Origin of the sequence: Gemmatimonas sp. (assembly GCF_046594945.1) — a bacterium.
Lineage (GTDB): Bacteria > Gemmatimonadota > Gemmatimonadetes > Gemmatimonadales > Gemmatimonadaceae > Gemmatimonas.
In genome coordinates this window covers 1-21,742 of sequence record NZ_JBKJRB010000157.1, presented here as the reverse complement: position 1 = coordinate 21,742, position 21,742 = coordinate 1, and the positions used below count along the sequence as shown (strand labels likewise).

Here is a 21,742-nt window from a genome sequence, read left to right as displayed (position 1 = left end):
CCGGCTTCAGCACCTTGATGGCTACCTGACGATCGTGCTTCAGATCATCGGCAAGATACACCGTGGCCATGCCGCCCGCGCCGAGGGCGCGCTCGAGGCGGTAGCGGTCCGCCAGCGCGGCGGCGAGGCGATCGTTGATCACGGAAATCGGGGTCAGGAGATCATGGCACCGTGAACGCTGGTCAGTGCAGCGGCTTCACGGAAAGCGCTCAGGGGGCCTGGCTGGGTGCGAGCAACGTACGCCACAGCCCTAACGCGCGCGAGTCACCACGTGCGTCACACTGTCGCCAGCGCGCCGCTGTAGCCGTAAGTTCCGCCGACGAACAGCGACATCCTCCGGCGACTGACCACCTCCCTTGCCGATCGGTACGACGTGGACGGTGAAGTCGGTGCCGGCGGTATGGCGACCGTGTACCGGGCAACCGACGTGAAGCACGGACGCGATGTCGCCATTAAGGTGCTCCATCCCGACCTCGGTGCCGCCCTTGGCGGCGAACGGTTCCTGACCGAAATCCGCACGACGGCGCGGTTGCAGCATCCGCATATTCTCCCGCTGCTCGATTCCGGCGAAGCGGACACCCTGCTGTACTACGTGATGCCGCTGGTACGCGGCGAAACGCTGCGGGCGCGCTTGGAGCGCGAGCGGCAGCTGCCGATCGACGATGCGCTGCGCATCGCGCGCGAAGTCGCCGATGCGCTGCAGCACGCGCATGGGCAAGGCATCATCCATCGCGACATCAAGCCGGAGAACATCCTGGTACAGGACGGGCACGCGCTCGTCGCCGATTTCGGCATCGCGCTTGCCGTGCAGAGTGCCGGCGGCGCGCGCATGACGCAGACCGGCCTTTCGCTCGGCACGCCGCAGTACATGAGCCCCGAGCAGGTGATGGGCGAACGCACCATCGACGCGCGGAGCGACGTCTACGCGCTCGGCGCGATGACCTATGAGATGATTGCGGGCGACGCGCCTTTTACCGGCAGCACGGTGCAGGCCATCGTCGCGAAAGTCCTCAGCAGCGAGCCTGAACGGCTGTCGGTGGTGCGCCAGACGGTGCCGCCTCACGTCGAAGCAGCAGTGCTCACCGCGCTGGCCAAGTTGCCGGCCGACCGCTTCGCAAGCGCGGCCGACTTCAGCGCGGCATTGGGCAACGCCAGCTTCGTCAGCCAAGGGGGAAGTGCCGAATCACCCATCGCGGCGTCCCGCAGCCGCCGACGCGCCAGTGCCATCGTTGGCGCCTTCGCGATCGCTGCGGTCGCGGTGGGGGCCGTGGGATGGCTCCGTCCCATGCCGTCGCCGAGTGTGCTGCGCTACGACATGCAGCTGCCGCCGGTCTTCACCGGCGCGGCCGGCCGTGAGCAGGTGCCGATGCCCGCCCCCGACGGGTCATTTATCGTCTTCTACGGTCCGCGCGTCGGTGGACTGGTGGGCACACAGCTCTGGCTCAAGCGCCGCGAGAGTCGGTCCGCCGTGCCGATCGCCGGCACCGTGGACGCTCAGGCATTCACGCTCTCGCCCGACGGCGCGTGGCTCGCGTTGGTGGCGAGCAACAAGGTCGTGAAGGTACCGGTGGCAGGTGGAGCGTCAGTCACCCTCGTCGATGCGGAGTCGGATGGATACTCCGCCATCGCCTGGCTCGACAACGCAACGATCGTGTACACGCGCGCTCGCGCGCCCGATCTCGCGCCCGCCACTGTGGCGTCGAACGGGGGCCCCTCACTGGCCGCGTTTGCGAGCGACTCGGTGCGTTCGGCGGTGGTCGCCGGCATACCAGGAACCGCTGCGGTGCTCTTCTATCGCTGCTCCGTCACCCGCTCGGCGTGCGACCTCTGGGCCGGCGATATCGGGACGAAGAAGACGGCGTTCCTGCTCAAGGGAGTGAGTGCGGCGCGCTACGCAGAGACCGGCCACCTCGTGTACGCGCAGGACGGGCGACTAATGGCGGACGCGTTCGACAAGCGTGCATTCACCTTGGGCGGTCAGCCGACCGTGCTCGCTGACAGCATCTCGGGTGGCGACTTGCCCTTCGACCTGTCCCGGTCGGGATCGCTCGTGACCGCGCCTGTGACCGACGGCGGATCCGCCGCCTACGAGATGGTGTGGGTCGATCGGAGCGGACGCGCCACGCCGGTGGACAGCGCATGGACGTTCGACATCACGCGCTATGTCGGCGACCACGGCTGGTCGCTGTCGCCCGATGACTCGCGCCTGGCGATCGGGCTCTACACCGATGCGGGTGATGACATCTGGGTCAAGCAACTTTCGCGCGGACCGCTTTCGCGCATCACCTTCGACGTGGTGCCAGAAATGCGTTCGAAGTGGAGCGCCGATGGCCTGTTCATCTCGTTCATCTCCGCCCGACCCGGCGTTCTCAAGCACCGCGCTGACGGCCTTGGCAGCGATTCATTGCTACTCCCGGGTGTCGTTGACGAAGCGGTCCTCTCACGCGACGGTAGCTGGCTGCTGCTACGCGCCGGCTCACTCGGCGCCGTGTCGGGCGGCCGCGACGTGACGGGCGTGCGCATCGGTGCCGACACCACGCGCGTGCCGCTTATCGTTACGCGGTTCGATGAGGAAGCGATTGCGCTCTCCCCCGATGGCCGATGGCTGGCGTATCAGTCCGACGAGACGGGGCGTACGGAGGTGTTCGTGCGCCCCTTTCCCAACACGAGTGCCTTCAAGCACCAAGTGTCGAACGGCGGTGGCACCGCGCCCCTGTGGTCGCGCGACGGGCGCGAACTGTTTTTCGTGAGCGCGGGCGCTAACATGATGGCAGCGCGGGTCACCCCCGGTTCCTCGGTCACGATCGCGGCGCCGGTGCCGCTCTTCCACATTGCCGACGATCTGCTCCAGGTGGAATATGCGTTTTACACGCCCTGGGATGTGGCGCGCGATGGCGCGTACGTCGTCAAGATCGCGCGTGTGTCCCCGTTCAATCTTGGCCAGCGCCTGCGCCGTAAAATCGTAGTGGCAAATGGTGAGCTGGCCGATACGTCTGATGATCGGGCTTCGCGTCTCCCATCCTGCCGGCACCGGTATAAAATGATCGGGGCAGCCAGTTCGACATTGATGGACAGCTCATCCTTGAGCCGCGGAATGGCCCGCAGCAGCGCATCCGACTCGGGGAGCATCACGAGATCGATGTCACGCGTCATGGCGCGCCAGCCCACAAGCACCGCGCTGGCACCGCCAACGAGATACACGGTCGTGGGTTCGGTTGCCGCCTGCGCGAGCGCGGTGAGGAAGCGCTCGATGCGCGCGATGTCAGCCGGCTCGCGCATACGATCGCTGCGCAACTGGCACGGTTCTGGTAAAGCTCACCAGTCGGCGAATGAGGGCGTTGTAACGTGCATGCGCGCCGTCGCCATACTCCGCAATCAAACCGTCGAACAGCCGCTCCTCAGGATGCGGCAGCGGCGATGGAAGACGAATGCCCAGCAGCTGCAGTCGGGGCGCGGCGATGGACACGAGTAACGCGTTGACGGAATCGGTGCACTCGGCCAGATCACAAATACCACCAAGGATGATCTCGAAGCCGGGCGCGTCAAACAGACGAAGCTGCTCGGCCATGCGTTCGAATGCATGGAGGCATCGACGTCCCTCACGGCGGGCCACCATGCCGCGGGCCTGCTCGGCCGAGAGCGTCCGACGGCTCCGTGTGCCGCCGCGTCGTCCGATCTCGGCGAGATACTGTCGAACCTTGGGGTCCATTTAAATGAAGTTATCCGGCTTACGATGTTAAGTCAATGATATAGAGAGGTTTACCAAATGAAAGCTCCGTGCGATTCGTACCGGAATACACCGGAGCTGGCGATACGCCGCCATCGTCCCTCACAGCTCAGGGCACTGGCGATCTCGGACCACCGCGCGTCCTTGCAGTCGTAGCCAACCAACGCGGCCCGTGCTGTCGCGCAAGAGTTCCACCGACTGTCCCCGTGACGAGGCGTCGTGGCGAGGGGCACTGGTGCTCCTGACCGATGCGGGGACCGCGTCGGCGGCCGCGTCGGGGGCCGCGTCGGGGGCCGAGCAGCTCGTCGCGATGCTGGTGGACTACGGAAACGCCCGCACGGTTGGTGCGACGACAATGGGCGTGGGAGACGCGCGACGATCGCGGAGAATGTGCGCGAAAGCTTGCGCGAAAGCCTGCGCGCGCCGTAGATCGGCCGTGCGTGTTGCGAGCAGGGCAGGGGTCGTGTTGAGCAAGTCGCTCAACGCGACCAGCGGTCCGTCATACGCGCGTGCCTTCGGTCAACACCGCGCGCCGTCCCCACTGGTGAACATAAATGCGCATCCCTCAAGCGTGGCACTCGCGCCGCCCACGGCACCGGCTGGGCGAGCACGATCGCGGAGGTAGCGTTCTGGGATGCCGAGTCCGACGACCGTTCCGAGCGAACCACGACCTTGAATCCGCGCACGCGGATCGTCGTGGTGTCCATCCTTGCGTTGCTGCTCGCCATCGATGCGTAGCGCGTGATTCGCGAAGCGCCCGACAGTGCGGGCCTGTTTGGCGGCATCACGCTCGGCGTGCATGAACTCGGACACTTCCTGTGGAGTCCGTTCGGCGAATTCATGGCGGTCGCGGGCGGCAGCATAACACAGCTCATCGCACCACGTGCCGCCTGTCTCGTGTTACGACGCCAAGACGACCGGCTCGGTGCGCTCGTTCCGCTGTTCTGGCTGAGCAGCAGTCTTGGTGCGCTCGCGCCGTACATCGCAGATGCGCGCGACATGGCGCTCGATCTCGTAAGCCCGGGAGACGGCGACATCATTCACGACTGGAACTATCTGCTCGAGCGGCTCGAGCTGCTACCGATGGATCACGCGTTGGCCGACGCCTGCCGCGCTACCGCGTGGCTCGTGCTGTTGTGCGCGTCGGTGCTCTTCATGGTTCGCCTGCGGTCCGAATGGAAGGTGACTGCTACGGAATAACGGCACCGCGCTGCTGCCACGCGCGCCGACTACTGCTCCCGACGCATCGACTGCGGTTGACCGTACGTGATCGAGCGCCATGTCCACTCCATCTGACCGAAGCGGAAGCGCGACAGCCAGAACGCGCTGAATGCCATCTGCAGCGCGATGGTACACACCGCCCAGAGCCAAAGCCACGTCGCGCCTATGCGCCCGGCGAGGGTCAGTCCGAACCCGGAGAAGGCGAGGGTAGCAAGGACGGCCTGCGGCAGGTAGTTCGTGAGCGCCATTTTCCCCTGCGGAACCAAGAGCAGCATCACACGCTGCGCTGTGTCGCTTATCCGTGTTGATTCGGCGTGATCCGTGGTCTCCGTGGTCTGGCCGTTGCCGTTACGACGTGGCGGACACGGCCCCGACGTCACACGGAGACGCGAACAGTAACAGCGGGAACACGGATGGACAGAAACAGCACCGACACGCATCGATACGCACCGAGCAGCACCCGTCGCCAAGACGAGTGACTGACCCGTGAATCACCGCATGCGCCGGGTGTGCGGTGTCACCGTAGGGCGACCACGGTCGATGCCTTGGGCACGCGCCGAACCCGCAGTCGCCCCCAAGCGGAGGGCGGCCGTGCGCCGCCACCGCCCTCGTCGACCGAAGCCGCCCCTGCGCATTCGCCACCTGTTCCAACAAAACCACGGGCGTGACGCGACCGCATCGCGTCTACGCACCAATTACCGGCCTCGTCAGTAAAAGGGCGTTGCCAGCGTGTACGCTTGATTGACCACCGTGGGCAGATAGACGATGATCGGCAGAAAAACGCAGATCGCCGCCCATCGGACCCAACGTGCGTCATCGAGATGGCGAAGGCGAATGAGGACCATGCCCATCAGCGCGTAAAAGAGCAGGATGTCGCCAAACCAGAGCAGCAGGATGTGCGACAGGCCTATCAGCATCAGCACGCGTAAGCGACGCCTGAACAGCGGGAGCGGATCACGGCCTCGCTCCTCGCCACGCTGCATCTGCAGCGCCAATCCGAGGCCAAAGAGCAGTGAGAAAATCGAGTAGAACTTGCCTTCGACGAACGTGTGCATCAGGAACGTGGCCGCGTGGTCGGTGGGCAACTAGAACTTCCCTACAACGCGAAGCCTCGTAGCGCGTCGAGCAGTTCGATGCGCGACCGCGGGGGCGCGGGCATCGGGGCCGCCTGCACATCCGCTGCGCACGCCCACCGCTTGTAACTTCGGTTAGTGACGCCGTCACGGTAGTACCCGGCACATCGGCCGTGCACCACCGATGTTCGATCCGGTAGAGGTTGCCTTGGGATGGTGATCGACGAGGGTGCCGACCAACAGAACCTGCCGAGAGATTGCTGCGCGCACATCGTTCCAGTTGATGACCAGCGGCAGCGGCAAGCGCTGAGCAAATCACCTCGTTGGCTTTCGTGTGGGTGAACCTTGGCCGACTCCTCTGAGAATCCGCCTCACCCCGACGAGCCGTCTATCGTTGACTCGTTCTCTGCGTTCTCTGCGCCCCCGCGTCCTCTGCGTGATCGGTTCAACCGCGTGTCCGCCAGCGGGTGATCGGTGCAGCAGCCGCTCGACGGCGGCGATGCTCGGGTCGCTCGAGAACGGATCACGCCGAGCAACGGAGCACGCCGAGCACGCCGAGAGGTATCTCGGTGCGGCCGATGCTTCAGCGGACCATGCCGCCCGCGGAAACGGACCGAATTGTCAACCGCCTCACCGCCGATTCACGCGGACACACCACCGGCGCTTGCGCCGACAGCCACCCACTCGAAAGCCCGAAGCGCCCCTCTTTTTTCGAGGTGGAATCGACCGCGACCGGCGACGCGCACGGCATCGGGCTCTTCGCACAGAAGAAGTTCGGCGCATCACCCTTCTACGGTCAAATCAGTGCCAGTCTGAATCGCACGCGCTTCACCGGCACGGACGGCACGGCACGAACGGGAGCGTTTGATTCGCCGGTCACGACGAACGCGGTCGTGGGATGGCGCCCGAAATCGCGTTGGGAAGTGGCAACACGTTTGCGCGGCGCATCCGGATTGCCGTACACTCCCCTCGTGAACAGTGGAGCGCTCGCTGGGACGTTGGACTTCATGCATTACAACTCACGTCGCGTCGAGACATTCATCGCGACCCACTTGCGGGTAGATCGCCGATTCATCATGGGGCGTAGGCAGTTGATCGCCTTCCTCGATCTGCAGAATTTCACGAATCGGCAGAACCAGCAGGCGCCGCAGTGGGATCCGAGAATGCGCACGGTAAAAGACAACACGAACATTGGGCTCCTTCCTCGCTTGGCCTGAATTTCGAGTTCTGAGACTTCCCGCATCGTTCATCTTTCGACGTACGGATCCGAACCCTCAAGAACCTCAAGCGGTCGTGGCCTACCTACGGAGATACACGATGCGGAGAACGATGGTGAAGGCGACGATGTGCGGCGTAGCGATGCTCACGCTGGCGTCGGCATCGCACGCGCAACGGCAGGTGGCAGGTGTCATCACCGATCCCGCCGACCCGAGATTCATCACGGCGCAGACGCGAAAGCAGGGCGGACCGATGCCGGCCGAGCAGCTGGCGCTGGTCTTCGATCACCTCGATCACGCGCTCAAGGTCTTTCCCACCGGGAAGCGGATCGAGGGCGTGACGAAACTGCGCTTCACGACGAAGGCGCCGATTCGCACCCTGATCCTCGACCTGTATCCGAAATACACCATCACGTCGATCGCCATCGACGGTAAAGTCGTTTCGCCGTCGGCCTACTCGAATCCGGAAGGTCAGCTCCGTATCACGCTGCCGGCACCGTACGCGGCTGGCGCGACGTTCACGGCGGAGGTGATCTACGCCGGCACCCCGCCACTCGCCAAGCGGCCGCCGTGGGAAGGCGGCACCACATGGGCCACCACGCCAGATGGCAAGCAGCCGTGGATCGATACGTCGCTCTGGGGTGGCGGCTGCGATCTGCTATACCCGTGTCTCGATCACCCCACGCTTAAGCCGGCGACGACCGATCTGCACTACACCGTGCCGACTGGTCTCATGGCGCCCGGCAACGGCTTTCTCGTGAGCACCGTGGAGAAGGATGGCTGGACGACATGGAACTGGCAGGCGCGCAGCGTGCACACGTACGGCTCCGTGCTCAACGTCGGCCCGTACAAAGTGCTGGAAGGTGAATACAAGAGCCGCTTCGGCAACGTGATCCCGCTCCGCCTGTATTACATCCCTGAAGAAGAACAGGAAGCGACGGAGCTGTTCTCCGAGTTTCCGCAGACGCTCGATTTCTGGGAGAACGTGATCGGGCCGTATCCCTGGGCCGACCAGAAAATGGGCGTCGTTCGCGTGCCCTTCTCCGGATTGGAAAACCAGACGCTCATCGGGCACAGTGGTCCGTACGTCAAGACCGAGTTCGGGTGGGATTTTCTGCTGAACCACGAGTTCGCGCACGAGTGGTTTGCCAACCAACTCTCCAACGCCAACTACGACGACCTCTGGCTCCACGAGGGACTCGGCTCTTACGCGCAGCCGCTTCTGGCCGAGTATCTCGGCGGCGAGCTCGATTACATGGCGCAGCTTCGGTCGCAGCGAAACGGCATTCGCAACGAGCAACCACTCGTTTCCGGCCGCGAGCGCTCGGAGAAGGAGGTGTATGCCGACCCGAGTGGGCCTCGCGGCGACATCTATCCCAAGGGCAGCTGGGTCGCGCACACGCTGCGCAAACTCATCGGCGACGAAGCATTCTTCACGTCAATTCGCACATTGACGTACGGCCGTCCCGATCCACTACCCGGCAACTTTACGCCGCAGTTCGGCACCACACAGGGCTTTCTGCAGATCGTGAATCGCGTGACGGGCAAAGATTACCAGTGGTTCTTCAACGTGTACCTGTATCAGGCGGCGCTGCCCAAGGTCGTGACGACGCACGAGAACGGGCTGCTCACGGTGCGCTGGGACGTGCCGGCGAAGCTGCCGTTCCCCATGCCGCTCGACGTTCGTGTTGACGGCAAGATCGTCACGCTCCCAATGACCGACGGGACCGGTGAAACGCCCGCGGCCAGACTGGCCAGCGTCACGATCGATCCGACTTCGAAGATCCTTCGTCAGTTGGACGCCGTGGACAAGCTTCAGGCGTGGCAGGCCGCACGCGCGGCGGCCGGCCGACGGCAATAGGCATGGCCCGCCGGTTTTCACGTTCGCCACAGTGACGATGAGCGCCGCGTAGTGACCGAGCTTCGCCATTCTACGTTTCACTTCGGCATACCCGCCGCGAGCTTTTCGCCTGATGTCATCAGGTTTGCAATACGATCCCTCTTGGTGAATGGGGTACTGAGAAAACGTTCGACGGTGGAGTTGAACAGCTCGGGAGCGTCGAATGGCACCATGTGGGTGCTGTTCGGAAGGATCGCGAGCTGTGCGTTCGGCAGGTGGCGAAAGATTCCGACCGTGTGTTCGGTGCGGACGACATCGTGGTCGCCGGCCATCACCAGTGTCGGAGCCGTGATGCGCTCGAGCAATGTTGGATCAATATTCGGCTCCTTCACCATCATGCCTGCCACCTTCTGGGCGCGCTTCCCCTCCGGGGTGTTCTTCACGCTGTCTGGCGTCGAGGCTATCACCATATTGATCAGCTCCTCCGACTCCGGATAAAAGGCATCTGAGGAAAAGTTCAGGTTCGCCGCCATCGACACGATCTTCTTGACTTTGGTTGGGTGTCTGACACCGAGGAGGAGGGCTTCGATGCCTCCGTCACTCCAGCCAATGACATGAACCGAATCGAGCTTCAGATGATCAATCAGCGCGGCCAGGTCGTCCGTCATTTTCTCATACGTGATGGGACCGTCGCTGTCAGAGGAGCGCCCGTGATCCCGGCTGTCCATCGCGATCACCTTGTAGCGCGTCTTGAAGAACTCAATCTGCGCCGCCATGGTACCGATGCTTAGTCCGTTCCCATGCACGAGCAGCAATGGCTGGCCGTCCCCATATGTCTCGTAGTAGAGCGTCACGCCATCATGCACGAACGTTCCGCTGGCGGGTGCGTTTGCCCCGTATGGGATGGCGGCGACTGCGGCGCCGGCCGCCTCCACCGGAGTTTCTGCCGGCTGGGTGCATGCCGCTCCAAGAAGAAGCACTGCGCCAACTGATGCTGCGCGAAACCGCAAGATCATCATGACTCCCTGTAGCTGTGGACGTGCCTATGTCTCGCGAGACTGCGTGAACGATACCCACGCGAAGAACAGCATGAAGATCAAATCATTGGCGCCGTAAATACTGAAGAACGCACCGGCGAAGAAGTCCTCTGCATATGTCCGCGAGAGGCTGTTCGTAGGTATGCCAAACCCCACACCACGATCATCAGCAGTCCAAAGTTGGACATGACCGCTGGATCAGCGCTGTTTATTGCACTGCTCGTGAAAGCACGCGAGAACAGTAAAACGCCGCCAATATTGAGAAAGCCGGCGGCAATGAGACCGTTCCGAATAAAAGTTTTGTTCACACGCATCCCTCGGGCGTTTAGCTGAATGGCGCCTCTTGTGGAATGTACGCCCGTCGGCGGAAACTCGAGTACTCGTTCCCCGGACGGACTCGACGGCGCCCCGTCCAGCCCGCAGATTGCTCAGGTGACAACCATTCAAGCACGCCTCGCCGCCGCCATCGCCGACCGCTATCGGGTCGAGCGCGAACTCGGCGCCGGTGGCATGGCCACGGTGTACCTCGCGCACGATCTCAAGCACGAGCGCGACGTCGCAATCAAAGTCTTGCATCCCGACTTGGGCGCGGCGCTTGGCGCCGAACGTTTCCTGGCCGAAATCAAGACGACGGCGAAGTTGCAGCATCCGCACATTCTGCCGCTGCTCGACTCTGGAGCCGCAAACGGACTGCTGTACTACGTTATGCCCTACGTACGCGGTGAAACGCTGCGCGCCCGCCTGACGAAGGAGGGCCAACTGCCGGTCGACGAAGCGGTGCGCATTGCCCGGGAGACGGCGAGCGCGCTCGAACATGCGCACCGGCAGGGCATCGTGCACCGCGACATCAAGCCGGAAAACATCCTGTTGCAGGATGGCGCCGCGCTGGTTGCTGATTTCGGCATCGCGCTGGCCGTGCAGAGTGCTGGCGGGGAGCGCCTGACGCAGACGGGCCTCTCGCTGGGTACACCGCAGTACATGAGCCCTGAACAGGCGACGGGCGAACGTACTATCGATGCGCGCAGTGATGTGTACGCGCTGGGCGCGGTGACCTATGAAATGCTGGCCGGTGAGCCGCCATTCTCGGGTCCCACCGTGCAGGCCGTTGTGGCGCGCTTGTTGTCAGAAACGCCGCGTTCCATTTCGGCGCAGCGCAAAGCGGTGCCGCTGCACGTGGAGGCGGCCGTCATGCGTGCGCTCGAGAAGCTGCCGGCCGATCGGTTCGCGCAAGCCGCCGCGTTCGCAACAGCGCTCGAGGCATCGTCGCCCGGCACGCTGTTGGGGGTCACGTCGCGCGCGCGCCCCACGACGCACCGCCGCTGGCTGACCGGCGCGCTCGTCGCCACCGCCGCTGCTGGAATAGCACTCTCGGGCTGGTGGCTTGGGCAACGGTCGTCCGGTGCGAGTGGCAATGACCGTCGCCTCGTGGCCGATCTGACGATGAACGGGAGACTCGGAAAAATTGCCGTCGAGCTTTCTCCGAACGGACGAATGGTGGGCATTGTGGGGCTCGACTCGAACGGGGCGAGCGTCATTCGTGTGCGCGACCTCTCCAGCGATTCGGCGCATATTGTGCCGGGCTCTCAAGGGGTGAACAGTTTCGCGTTTTCTCCTGACAACAAGTCACTGGTTTTCTCGGGCACAAACGGCGCATTCCGGCGCATGCCCGTGGAAGGTGGGCCCAGTACGGAAATCGCAAAGCCGAACCCTTTCAACACCTCGCTGCACTGGGGCGCTGATGATTGGGTGTACTTCACGCAAAACAGTGGAGCGCTCTCGCGAGTTCGCGCGTCCGGAGGCGCATTGGAATCGCTCACCTCCCTTGATAGCGCGCGAAAGGAGTTCAGCCACTGGGCTCCACATCTGCTGCCCGGCGGCAAGACGCTGCTCTTCTTCAGCTACGCGTTCCCAGCCGATTCGTCGCGCGTTGAGGTCGTCGATCTCTCTACGCGTCGGCGGCAGACGCTGATAGGCAACGCGCTCTTCCCTCGGTATGTGGACGGTGGATATCTGACATTCATCCGAGATGGCATCGTGATGGCCGTACGGTTCGATGTTGGCGCCCTTCGCGTGGAGGGGACACCCGTATCCATCCTTACCGACGTGGCGTCGGATCACTCGCTCGGCGTGTCCGGGTATGCGATTTCCGCCGACGGTACACTCGTGTTTCTCCGGCAATCCGACGTGGAGATGCCGCAGCTGGTACGCGAGATCGGACGTGACGGACGTGACGGCGAGCTACTGACGGCCACCGGCCGTTGGGCCGAACCGCGCCTCTCTCCCGACGGGCGCTATCTCGCGCTCTCTCAGCTCGGGCGCACCGTCCAGATTTGGCTCCTCGATCGCAGCCGCCGAGTGTTCAGTCAATTGACCCGCGGCGCCGGCGCGAGCTTTTCGCCGAACTGGACCGCTGACAGCCGGTCGCTCATACACATCGCGGAAACGCCGGTCTATGACGTGGTGCGAACGCCTCTCGATGGATCGGCGGTCGATACGCTGTTGCGGAGCGCTGCCGACAAGGTGCCCACCAGCGTCGGACCAGACGGGCTCTCGTGGGCGTTCAATAGCCAGGCGCAAATCTTCGTGCGTAGCGGCGACGATGCCCCCCGTGCCATTGCCGTCAACGGCAACGCGCGCTCCCATGCCTCCATTTCGCCCGACGGCAAGTGGATCGCTTACGCGGAGCGCGCGGCGACGGATGGGGCCGAGGTGTACGTGCAAAGCATGACCGGTCCCGCACGTCGGCAGGTATCATCCGGCGGCGGCACGCAGCCTCGCTGGACCAAAGGTGGACGTGAACTGGTGTATCGGCGAAATGACGCCGTGTTCGCATCCCCGCTCGATCCTGCCACCGGCGAACCGGGGATTTCGGTTGAACTATTCCGTCGGCCAGCGGCCGGTTCGCTGTACAACAACAGCACGTTGGGCTTTGACGTCTCGCCCGACGGTCAGCGGTTCTTCCTCGTCATTCCGCAGCCAAACGGGCGAGCGTCCACGTTGGCGTTGGTGCTGAATTGGACGCGTGATCTCGAACGGGTGCTGTCGCGGTAGGGACGGCGGAGCCTCATTCCGGTGACGCTACCGCAAGTGGACCCGAAATGATGCTCTCAACGCTGGCTCAGGTGGCAAGTTCCGCGGTAGGTCACGACGTGCGTTCGGCGGTCTACTCAGCTCACTTTGGCGCATCGGCTAGGAACTTCGCGCTGCAACATGGCGCCGTATGCGCTGCGGAACGCCCAAGTCAAGCTGCGAGCGGAGCGAGCCAGCATAGCTCGCTCGCCAGCATCAGCGACTCGTTGAGGCCGCGATCTCTCCTGCAGGCGACCGGCACCCGCATGAGAATGCTGCACGCTATTTCCCGACGCCTGGCAGGTCACCAGTCGTGACGGCTGAACCCAACAAGCCATGCCGGCCGCTTTCAGAGGCGTTGCCGTTGCCGCTGCATCGCGATTCACGAAAGTCCCGCCTTTCGCAACCCGTCCATGAGCGCCGCAACCAGCGGAGGCTCGTACCACATCAGCATCATCTCCTCACCCGTCGTCGCAAAGTCCGACTACTGCGAGAGCAGCGTGTCGAGCGCCTGCCGCGCCATCAAATCACCGAGCTGCCCGCACGCCGCCGCGATGAACATGTTGTTCCAGAAGATCTCCGGCGCATTGAGGCCCAGCAGCACGTCGGCCGCCGCGCGATAGTGGCCCTGACGGTACTCGTTGACCCCGAGAATGGTCTCGTACCAGCGCGGGTGGTGGGGATTGCGCTCGATAGCCTCGCGGATCAGCGCCACGCCGCGATCCCAGCGCCCGGTGAAGCAGAGCAGGAAAAATGCTTCGTTGCTCCCGTTGCGCGGGTTGAGTGCGATCGCCCGCTCGGCGGCGGCGAGACACGCCGTCGTCTCCCGGCGGAAGCAGAGCGCCACCGCGAGCGCCTGAAAGGCAAGGTGATTGGCGGGAGCCAGGTCACCGCACGCCAGCACGCCGAAGTGATCTCCACAGGTCGAGACGATTCGCGCCACGAGGTCATCCTGCGTTTCGAAGGCCGCATCGGTGGAGGCGTCCCGATCGTACGTGTCGGCCCAGAGCGGCACACCCGTTGCGAGGTCCGTCAACTGCACCGTCACGCGCAGTCGGGATCCTCCCTAACGCCAATACTGTCCAGTTACGATCACGATTGCCGTGACCCGTACTTCGTGGGCCTGTGTCGGACGACGACGTGCATGGCGGATCGTCCGTCGCGCGTCGCCGCGTCCGTGCGCGGCCCAGCACATTCAACGGGTGCCGTTGCTGTTGGTCGGCGAAGAGTCGTGCCAATCCGCGGTACAGCGGTACGTCAACGGTCGCAGAAAGCAACACCATCGCGGATCACCGCGAACAACACACGGATCGTCCGTCGCACAACGAGGCGTCCGTCCGCCGCGCAGCACATTCCATTGTTGCCGTTGCTGTTGATCAGCGAAGAGTCGTGCCAATCCGCGGTACAGCGGTACGTCAACGGTCGCAGAACGCAACACTATCGAGGATCACCGCGAACAACACCCGGCTCGTCGTTGCTGCGTATTCGCGAACCCCCCTGCCAATCGGCGGTAAAGCGCCCTCTTGTCCCGCTCACCCGGTCGCCGCCTCAGCCAAGACGTTGCCGGCCGGTGTCGGACGACGAGGTGGATGGCGGATCGACCGCGCGGATGTGAGTGGCGGCGGCGATCACCATAGCTGGACAGTGTTGTCCCTAACGCAGGCTTCCTTCGATCACGTAGCGCGCGCCCTGCGCATCGCCGGCGCGTCCCTCGCTACGCCTTGATCCCTGCCTTGATCCCTGCCTTGATCCCTGCCTTGATCCCTGCCTTGATCCCTGCGCGGCAGGTGCGGCGACGACGCGAAGCCATGGAAAGCGCAGCAGCCCCGTCAGAATCCCCTCGGTCAGGCCATCGGCGAACATCGCGAGCGCGTCGTTGCCCACCGGATGCCGGAAGGGGAGCACCGCGAGCCGGAACTCATCCACCGTGGAGGCAGGCGAGACTGCCGAGCAACGTCGACGGCGAGCGCCGCCACGAAAGCCTGCGCGGTGGCGAATCGATCACTCGGTGAACGCGCCATCACCGTCTGTAAGGCCGTCTCCACGGTGCGAGGGACGCTCTCCCGAAGCGTCGAGACGCGTGGCACCGGATCCCGGAAGCGCTTCGCGATGATTGCCTGCGCCGTGGCGCCGGTATACGGCGGCTCACCCGCGAGCATCTCGTACAGCACGCATCCCAACGCATACCGGTCGCCTCTCCCATCCACCTCGTCGCCCACGGATTGCTCAGGGCTCATGTACATCGGAAAGCCGACGGCCATACCGGGTTGCGTGAGAATGGTGGCGCCCGCAGCAGAAAGCGCCCGCGCAATGCCGAAGTCCGCGACCATTCGGGCAATGCGGCGTGCATCATCCAGCGGCAGCTGCCGCTCGCGCGTGAGCCGGTCGCGCAGGCTCTCTCCTTCCACGAATGGCATGACGTAACACAGCAATGCGTCGCCATCAGGGCCGGTCACCTGCCCGCTGTCGTACAGCGGAAGGATGTGGGGATGGCGCAGGCTCGCAGTGGTCATGATCTCACGCTGAAACCGTTCGACGCCAACCGATGCCGACAACTCGGGTTTGAGCACCTTGAGCGCGACGCGGCGCCCGTGCTTCAGGTCGAGCGCGCGATACACGGTCGCCATGCCGCCTTCGCCGATCTGCTGCTCGACGCGGTAGCGTGCGGCGAACAGCGGGTCGGGCTGATCGAAATCTCGAGGCACGTGGCGAATGGGGCGGAAGGCAGCGGTTGGAGGTTTAGCGGATCAAATAGAGCGGCGTCCGGCGGCCGCTGTCGCGCGGGGAAACCCCGGGCTATCGTCATGATCAATCACGCCGCAATCATCCCGTCACCGAGCCGTCGCCATGAAACTCCATCACCGCAAATTCCTCGTCGGGGTCCTCGTATGCGTGCCGGCGATCGCTCACGCACAGGCGCCCGCGTCTGCCGATCAGTCGGCGATACGCGCAGCGCGCGCACGCTCCAACGCCGCCATCGCTGCCCACGACACCGCCGCGATCGCGCGCGAATGGCTCCCCACCATGAGCGTGCTGAATTCGCGCAGCGTCCTCAACGTCGACCGTGAAGCGAATGTGCGAAGCATGGCGGAGACTTTCGCTCGGCGCCCCGACACGAAGTTCGTGCGAACGCCCACGTCGATCGATATCAATCAGCGCTGGGACGTCGCGGCCGAGCGCGGAAACTGGGTGGGCACGTGGACCGAGCGGGATGGTCTGCTGCGCATCAGCGGTACGTATCAGGCACAGTGGCGCCGTGTAGATGGAACGTGGAAGCTTCAGGGGGAGCTATTTGTGCCGCTCACGTGCGTCGGCGGCGCGTACTGCGCGACCCGTCCGTAACGCGCGTTGGGCGGCCGACGTGCACGTGGCTACGGCCGTCGCTCGGCCGCCCGCTCCCGCTCCAGCACCAACCCCGCCGCCGTGCCTCGCTTGAACCCCTTCCAGTAGTTGTGCGTGGCCAGTGGCTCGCCGTCGCGGTCTGTCGCGTACACCCCGTCCTTTCCATTGGGCACCACGTCTAAATAAGCGAGCTTGCTGCTGTCGCCTTTCAGCCGCGCGTCGAAGTGCGCAGTGATGAAATGGGCCAAAATGTTGTTCATGCGACGCGTATCCCACATCGGGTCGGCGTAGTGGGTGAACGGGAATGACTTGAGCGTCGGTGAGTAGGCGTAGCTTTCAGTGGGTGCAGGAATTGGTGCAGCGGCGTTGTGTCCCGCACCAACGAATGTGAGCAGATAACGCTCGGCGTTCACCGCGCCACGAAACAGCGCCCGGGTGCCGTTCTCATAGCCGGATACGTTGTCGGCGCTGCCGGCCACAAAGAGCGTGGGCGTGCGAATGCCGGTCAAGCCCGCCGCATCCCAAAAGCCCGCCTGCATGCCCCACGGACCAATCGCCACCGCAGCCTTGATGCGCACATCACCACCACCGCGTTGATACATCAGATTGTCGGCGCTCCGCTCCAGGAGCAGGTTGTTGGGCGGCGCGCCGGGCAGTGTGGCTGCCGCGGTGCGAAAGCCACCACCGATGGTATTCACCACACCGTATCCGCCCATGGAATAGCCAATGATGCCACTCCGACTCGCATCGACACGACCAGCCAGGAAGCTCCGCGACGTGGGAGCACCAAGTTCGGCAATCGATTGCAACACGAACAGTTGATCGAGCGGGCGATTATACAGCGTGCTGGCAAACGCCTCGGCATTGTCGTACGTGCTCTCGGTGTGATCGATGGAGACGACCACATAGCCCTTGCTGGCCAGGTTTTCGCCGAGATGACTGAGCAGGTAGCGATTGCCCGGATATCCGTGCGAGATGATGAGCAGCGGAAACGGTGCGTCGCCATCACGCGGTGTGGCATCGCGCTGGGCTTGGCCGAAGAGCGAAATGGTGACCGACGGATCGCGCATGATCACACGGTATTCCCCCAGGCGCGCTAAGCTCGTGGCGGCCGCCGGGTACCACACTTCGAGAGTGAGTGAGCGATCGTATCGCGCCGTGGTGTCGCCCGCGGTGGTGTGCAGCACATCCCGGCGGTTGCGATCGGTCACGGTGATCGTGCGTACGCCGATCGGGTATGCCCCAAAGGTGGCCAACTCCGGGGCCATCGGTGTCACGACATCAATGCGGTTGTCGAGTGGAGGAACGCGAACGCTGTCGACGCGCCTGGCCGCGGTACGGGGCGTGCGCGTGTCCTGTGCGAGGGCGCCGTTGGCCAAGCCACAGACCAGCGCGGCCGCGACCAGCACGTGGCGTAGGAACGGTGAACGATCAGCGCTCATCGCGGCGTGCTCCCGCCATGCGTGAGCGCGGGCAACTGCGGCCCGTTCACCACGGTCAGCGTACAGCGGGTCGGGCTGGTCGAATTCTCGAGGCACGTGGAAAATGGGGCGGAAGGCAGCGGTTGGCGGCGTCGCCGGTCAAATAGAGCCGCGTCCGGCGGCTGCCGCAATTACGGGAGGCGTGAGCCGTTTTCTCGCGCCGCACCCACCAGCACGAATGCCATCACGCAGGGTGTCGCATGGTTGTTGCGCCACGCGTGTCGTGTGCCATTCTGCACAACGCAGTCGCCCTGCTTCAAATGCACTGTCGCACCGTCATCGACTTCCAGCGTGATCTCGCCGGAGATGACAACACCATAGTCGACCGAGTCGGTGGTATGCATCCCCGAGTCTTGCCGTTCCATCGCTTCGGCGAGACCTGGGGCCTTGATCAGATACTCCCGGCGAAATGCCTCTTGATCGAACGCACGATCGCTGGCACCCGGGAACTGCACAATCCGAAAGCGCGTACCGCCGGGGTCCGGTACGAACGATTTCATGGTTGTTGTGAGGTCGACCGGTGCGATCGGCAAGGTGGGAATCGCGTCGGTCGCCCACACCTCTACCAAGGCCAGCCCCGGAAGGGTTTCCGTGGTGACAACGCGCGGCGACACCCCGTTCTGTACGATGATCGCCTTTCCGGCGCCGGTCCTCCCCGTCACCACCCGGCGCAACGTGGTGATCGATTCGCTTTGGCTCCACGAATCATCGATCTTACGCGCGCATGCGGTCAACCATGTCAACACCCCAAGGCCTACGAAGCTTCGACGCGTTGGGGTTTGTATTGCATGTTGCATAACGACTCCTCAAACTGGCTCTTCTGTGTTTCCTGCGGGTGACTCACGGCAATAAGGCTCGCCGTGGCGCTACTGCGCATATTCTCGCCGGGAATCGATCATCCTGCCATTTCCCACTGGCAAACAGGGATTTCCGACGCAAACTTGCCTCACACGCTCGCTCACCCCAGAAAAGCCTCAGTGACTGCATCCCCCCCCTCCTCCGACCCGCTCTCCCACATCCGTAGCGCGCTGGCCGATCGCTACCGCGTGGAGCGCGAACTCGGGGCTGGCGGCATGGCGACGGTGTATCTCGCGCACGATCTGCGGCACGATCGTGATGTGGCGATCAAGGTGCTGCATCCGGACCTTGGCGTCGCACTCGGCGTTGAGCGATTCCTCGCCGAGATCCGCACCACCGCGCGCCTGCAGCATCCGCACATCGTGCCGGTATTCGATTCCGGCCACGTCGGCGACACCTTGTACTTCGTGATGCCCTTGGTGGAAGGCGAGACGCTCCGTGCGCGCATCGCTCGCGAACGGCGACTGCCTGTTTCCGAAGCAGTGCGCATCGTGCGCGAGGTTGCGGACGCGCTGGACTTCGCGCACACCCAAGGAATTCTGCACCGCGACCTGAAGCCGGAGAACATCCTGCTGAGCCGCGGCCACGCCGTGCTGGCCGACTTCGGCATCGCCGCGAGCATGCGCGCGCCGGAAGACCAGCGCCTGACGCGCGTTGGAACCTCTCTCGGTACACCCGCTTACATGAGCCCGGAACAGGCGACCGCGGATCGTGACCTCGGCCCTGAGTCAGACGTGTACGCGCTCAGCACCATCCTGTTTGAGTTGCTCACCGGCGAGCTGCCATTCACGGGCGCCACGTTCGAGGCAATGATCGTGCAACGCTACACGCACGACGCGCCGCGGTGCGTGAGCCGCCGCGTCGATACACCGCCCGCGTGCGACGCCGCCATCGCCCGCGCCCTCTCTCGAGAGCCGGCAGACCGCTTCGCATCGGCGCGTGCGTTCGCCGCCGCATTGGGTGAGCCACAAGCCGCGTCACCGAACGCGCCGGGAGAGCAGGCGTCACTGGCGGTGCTGCCGTTCACGAACCTGAGTCCCGACGCCGAGAATGGCTACTTCGCTGATGGGTTGACCGAGGAGGTCATCATCGCGCTGTCGAAGGTGCGCGCGCTCCGCGTCTGCTCGCGCAGCACCGTCATGCCGTACCGTGACCGCACTGGTACGCCCGGCGACATCGCCCGCGAGCTGGGTGTGTCGCACCTGCTCCAAGGCAGCGTGCGCAAAGCGGGCAATCGTCTGCGGGTCACGGCCTCGCTGCTCGATGCCAGCCGCGACGCCGCGTTGTGGGCCGAGCGATTCGATGGGTCGCTCGACGACGTCTTCGACATGCAGGACCGCGTGGCCGAGGCCATCGTGTCGGCGCTGTCGCTGACGCTGTCGGCCGAGGAGCGGGCGCGCCTCGCCGAACACCCCATTGCCGACGCAGCGGCGTACGACGCGTACCTTCGCGCGCGCGAGGGGATGAACGCGTGGACCGCGACCGGCTTGCAGCGGGCGCTCGAATACCTCGACGAGGCGGCGCGTCTGGCACCGGACAATCTGTTCGTACTGCGCGGTGCCGGGCGCGCTTGCTGGGCGGCGGTCAACAATAGTTTGAGCAGCGATCTCACGCTGCTCGACGACGCGCTGCGGCACGCCGAGACCATTAACCGGATCTCGGCCGGCTCGCCATTCGCCGCTGAAATCCGCGGACTCGTGGCCGCGCTCCGCGGCGACGTCGCGACCGCGGTGCGCGAACTTGGACTGGCCTACGAGGCCATGCCGGAGGACGTCGATATCGGCTTCTGGTATGGCGCGTTTCTCATTTTCGGCGATCGCGTCGAGGCTGGGCTCGCCGTCGCACGCGACGTCAAGCGCCTCGACCCCGGGCATCCGCTGGTGTCGATGATGGAAAGCGCCGGCGAGTGGATGAGCGGGCGAGTCGCCAGCGCGCTGGCGCGATTGGAGCAGGGGCCTGGCTCAGCACCACCGAGTATCTGGTTTCTGCTGCAGGGACTCGTCGGCCTTGCTGCCGGCGATCATACCCATGCGTTGCGCGCCTTGGACCGCGCGGCGGCCGAGCCGGCCGACGCGATGACGGCGCTGGCATCATTTCTGGCCGCTGCCACGCGCGGCAACCGCGTGGCCGCCGCGGCGATCCTCACGCCCGAGCTCGAGGCCACGCTCTGGCAGGACTTCTCCTACACGGAATACGCCGCCGAAGGGTTCGCGCTGCTCGACGACGTGGCCGGTATCCAGAAGTGGCTGTCGCGGGCGGCCCATTTGGGGGCGAGCTACTATCGCGGGTTGTCGCAGCACCATGCACTGTGGCGCGTATGGCTGGTGCATCCCGACGTGGCGCCGATCTTTGCGCATATTCGTCGCAATTCGGAGCACGTCGCCACTATTCCGCTCGCGCCGCGTGTACGGGCGCTCGTGCCCCACGTCGCACTGGTCGGGGCCACCACGTGAACGACTCCCAGCAGCGCCTCACGATCGCCCTCGCGGACCGTTATCGCATCGAGCGGGAACTCGGCGCCGGCGGCATGGCCACCGTGTACCTCGCGCACGACATCAAGCATCAGCGCGATGTGGCGATCAAGGTGTTGCATCCCGACTTGGGTGCAGCGCTCGGCGGTGAACGCTTTTTAAGCGAGATCCGCACGACCGCGCGATTGCAACATCCGCACATTCTTCCGCTGCTCGACAGCGGCGAAGCCGACGGTCTGCTGTACTACGTCATGCCACTGGTCACCGGCGAGACGTTGCGTGCGCGCATGGAACGTGAAAGACAACTGCCCATCGCCGAGGCCGTGCGCGTCGCGCGCGAAGTGGCGAGTGCGCTCGACTACGCGCATCGGCACAACGTGATTCATCGCGACATCAAGCCCGAGAA

15 protein-coding genes and 1 pseudogene are annotated in these 21,742 nt (G+C 64.4%); 8 read left to right on the top strand and 8 right to left on the bottom strand.

Annotated elements, in window-relative coordinates; translation table 11 throughout:
• Window positions 1-373 precede the first annotated feature (373 nt).
• Window positions 374-3,472, top strand: a complete 3,099-nt coding sequence (locus ACLL97_RS18925; RefSeq protein ID WP_411282034.1) for a protein kinase domain-containing protein — start codon at window positions 374-376, stop codon at window positions 3,470-3,472.
• A gap of 996 nt (window positions 3,473-4,468) precedes the next feature.
• A complete protein-coding gene (locus ACLL97_RS18920) occupies window positions 4,469-4,927 on the top strand; it encodes a hypothetical protein (protein WP_411282033.1) in 459 nt (152 codons plus the stop codon).
• Between the two features lie 29 nt (window positions 4,928-4,956).
• Here ACLL97_RS18920 and ACLL97_RS18915 read toward each other — a convergent pair whose 3' ends face one another.
• Together ACLL97_RS18915 and ACLL97_RS18910 are read right to left on the bottom strand one after the other, a co-directional pair.
• Window positions 4,957-5,223: a DUF418 domain-containing protein gene (locus ACLL97_RS18915; protein WP_411282035.1), complete on the bottom strand. Its 267-nt coding sequence runs from the start codon at window positions 5,221-5,223 to the stop codon at window positions 4,957-4,959.
• A gap of 432 nt (window positions 5,224-5,655) precedes the next feature.
• Window positions 5,656-6,003, bottom strand: a complete 348-nt coding sequence (locus tag ACLL97_RS18910; RefSeq protein WP_411282032.1) for a DUF418 domain-containing protein — start codon at window positions 6,001-6,003, stop codon at window positions 5,656-5,658.
• 734 nt (window positions 6,004-6,737) lie between these two features.
• Between ACLL97_RS18910 and ACLL97_RS18905 the strand changes: the two genes are divergently transcribed.
• Window positions 6,738-7,238, top strand: coding sequence for a hypothetical protein (locus tag ACLL97_RS18905; RefSeq protein ID WP_411282031.1), 501 nt, complete (start codon window positions 6,738-6,740; stop codon window positions 7,236-7,238).
• A 100-nt stretch (window positions 7,239-7,338) separates the two neighbouring features.
• Window positions 7,339-9,099: a M1 family metallopeptidase gene (locus tag ACLL97_RS18900; protein WP_411282030.1), complete on the top strand. Its 1,761-nt coding sequence runs from the start codon at window positions 7,339-7,341 to the stop codon at window positions 9,097-9,099.
• Between the two features lie 77 nt (window positions 9,100-9,176).
• On the opposite strand, the gene ACLL97_RS18895 is transcribed toward ACLL97_RS18900, so the two are convergent.
• Together ACLL97_RS18895 and ACLL97_RS18890 are read right to left on the bottom strand one after the other, a co-directional pair.
• Window positions 9,177-10,097 (bottom strand): alpha/beta fold hydrolase, encoded by a 921-nt coding sequence (locus tag ACLL97_RS18895; protein ID WP_411282029.1) that lies wholly within the window; start codon window positions 10,095-10,097, stop codon window positions 9,177-9,179.
• A 24-nt stretch (window positions 10,098-10,121) separates the two neighbouring features.
• A pseudogene (locus ACLL97_RS18890) lies at window positions 10,122-10,423 on the bottom strand (hypothetical protein).
• 124 nt (window positions 10,424-10,547) lie between these two features.
• Between ACLL97_RS18890 and ACLL97_RS18885 the strand changes: the two are divergent.
• Entirely contained in the window at window positions 10,548-13,166 is a 2,619-nt protein-coding gene (locus ACLL97_RS18885; RefSeq protein WP_411282028.1) for a protein kinase domain-containing protein, read from the top strand.
• 502 nt (window positions 13,167-13,668) lie between these two features.
• On the opposite strand, the gene ACLL97_RS18880 is transcribed toward ACLL97_RS18885, so the two are convergent.
• Window positions 13,669-14,232, bottom strand: a complete 564-nt coding sequence (locus ACLL97_RS18880; RefSeq protein ID WP_411282027.1) for a hypothetical protein — start codon at window positions 14,230-14,232, stop codon at window positions 13,669-13,671.
• Between the two features lie 796 nt (window positions 14,233-15,028).
• Window positions 15,029-15,889, bottom strand: coding sequence for a serine/threonine-protein kinase (locus tag ACLL97_RS18875; protein ID WP_411282026.1), 861 nt, complete (start codon window positions 15,887-15,889; stop codon window positions 15,029-15,031).
• Between the two features lie 142 nt (window positions 15,890-16,031).
• On the opposite strand from ACLL97_RS18875, the gene ACLL97_RS18870 reads away from it, so the two are divergent.
• On the top strand, window positions 16,032-16,526 hold the full coding sequence (locus tag ACLL97_RS18870) for a nuclear transport factor 2 family protein (RefSeq protein WP_411282025.1): 495 nt from the start codon (window positions 16,032-16,034) through the stop codon (window positions 16,524-16,526).
• A 29-nt stretch (window positions 16,527-16,555) separates the two neighbouring features.
• Here the strand turns inward: ACLL97_RS18870 and ACLL97_RS18865 are convergent, their stop codons facing one another.
• Both ACLL97_RS18865 and ACLL97_RS18860 read right to left on the bottom strand, forming a co-directional pair.
• Window positions 16,556-17,968, bottom strand: a complete 1,413-nt coding sequence (locus ACLL97_RS18865) for an alpha/beta hydrolase family protein (protein WP_411282024.1) — start codon at window positions 17,966-17,968, stop codon at window positions 16,556-16,558.
• A 170-nt stretch (window positions 17,969-18,138) separates the two neighbouring features.
• Window positions 18,139-18,753: a cupin domain-containing protein gene (locus tag ACLL97_RS18860; protein ID WP_411282023.1), complete on the bottom strand. Its 615-nt coding sequence runs from the start codon at window positions 18,751-18,753 to the stop codon at window positions 18,139-18,141.
• Between the two features lie 231 nt (window positions 18,754-18,984).
• Here ACLL97_RS18860 and ACLL97_RS18855 point away from each other — a divergent pair, with 231 nt between their 5' ends.
• On the top strand, window positions 18,985-21,318 hold the full coding sequence (locus ACLL97_RS18855) for a protein kinase domain-containing protein (RefSeq protein ID WP_411282022.1): 2,334 nt from the start codon (window positions 18,985-18,987) through the stop codon (window positions 21,316-21,318).
• Window positions 21,315-21,742, top strand: a 428-nt coding sequence (locus tag ACLL97_RS18850; RefSeq protein WP_411282021.1) for a serine/threonine-protein kinase, incomplete at its 3' end; no start/stop codon positions are given. The genes ACLL97_RS18855 and ACLL97_RS18850, both read left to right, overlap by 4 nt.

What these genes read in the sequence shown, in the direction of transcription:
- ACLL97_RS18895 (WP_411282029.1), bottom strand. Translation starts at nt 10,097, where the DNA reads ATGATGATCTTGCGGTTTCGCGCAGCATCAGTTGGCGCAGTGCTTCTT.
- ACLL97_RS18900 (WP_411282030.1), top strand. Translation starts at nt 7,339, where the DNA reads ATGCGGAGAACGATGGTGAAGGCGACGATGTGCGGCGTAGCGATGCTC.
- ACLL97_RS18870 (WP_411282025.1), top strand. Translation starts at nt 16,032, where the DNA reads ATGAAACTCCATCACCGCAAATTCCTCGTCGGGGTCCTCGTATGCGTG.
- ACLL97_RS18910 (WP_411282032.1), bottom strand. Translation starts at nt 6,003, where the DNA reads ATGCACACGTTCGTCGAAGGCAAGTTCTACTCGATTTTCTCACTGCTC.
- ACLL97_RS18915 (WP_411282035.1), bottom strand. Translation starts at nt 5,223, where the DNA reads ATGCTGCTCTTGGTTCCGCAGGGGAAAATGGCGCTCACGAACTACCTG.
- ACLL97_RS18865 (WP_411282024.1), bottom strand. Translation starts at nt 17,968, where the DNA reads ATGAGCGCTGATCGTTCACCGTTCCTACGCCACGTGCTGGTCGCGGCC.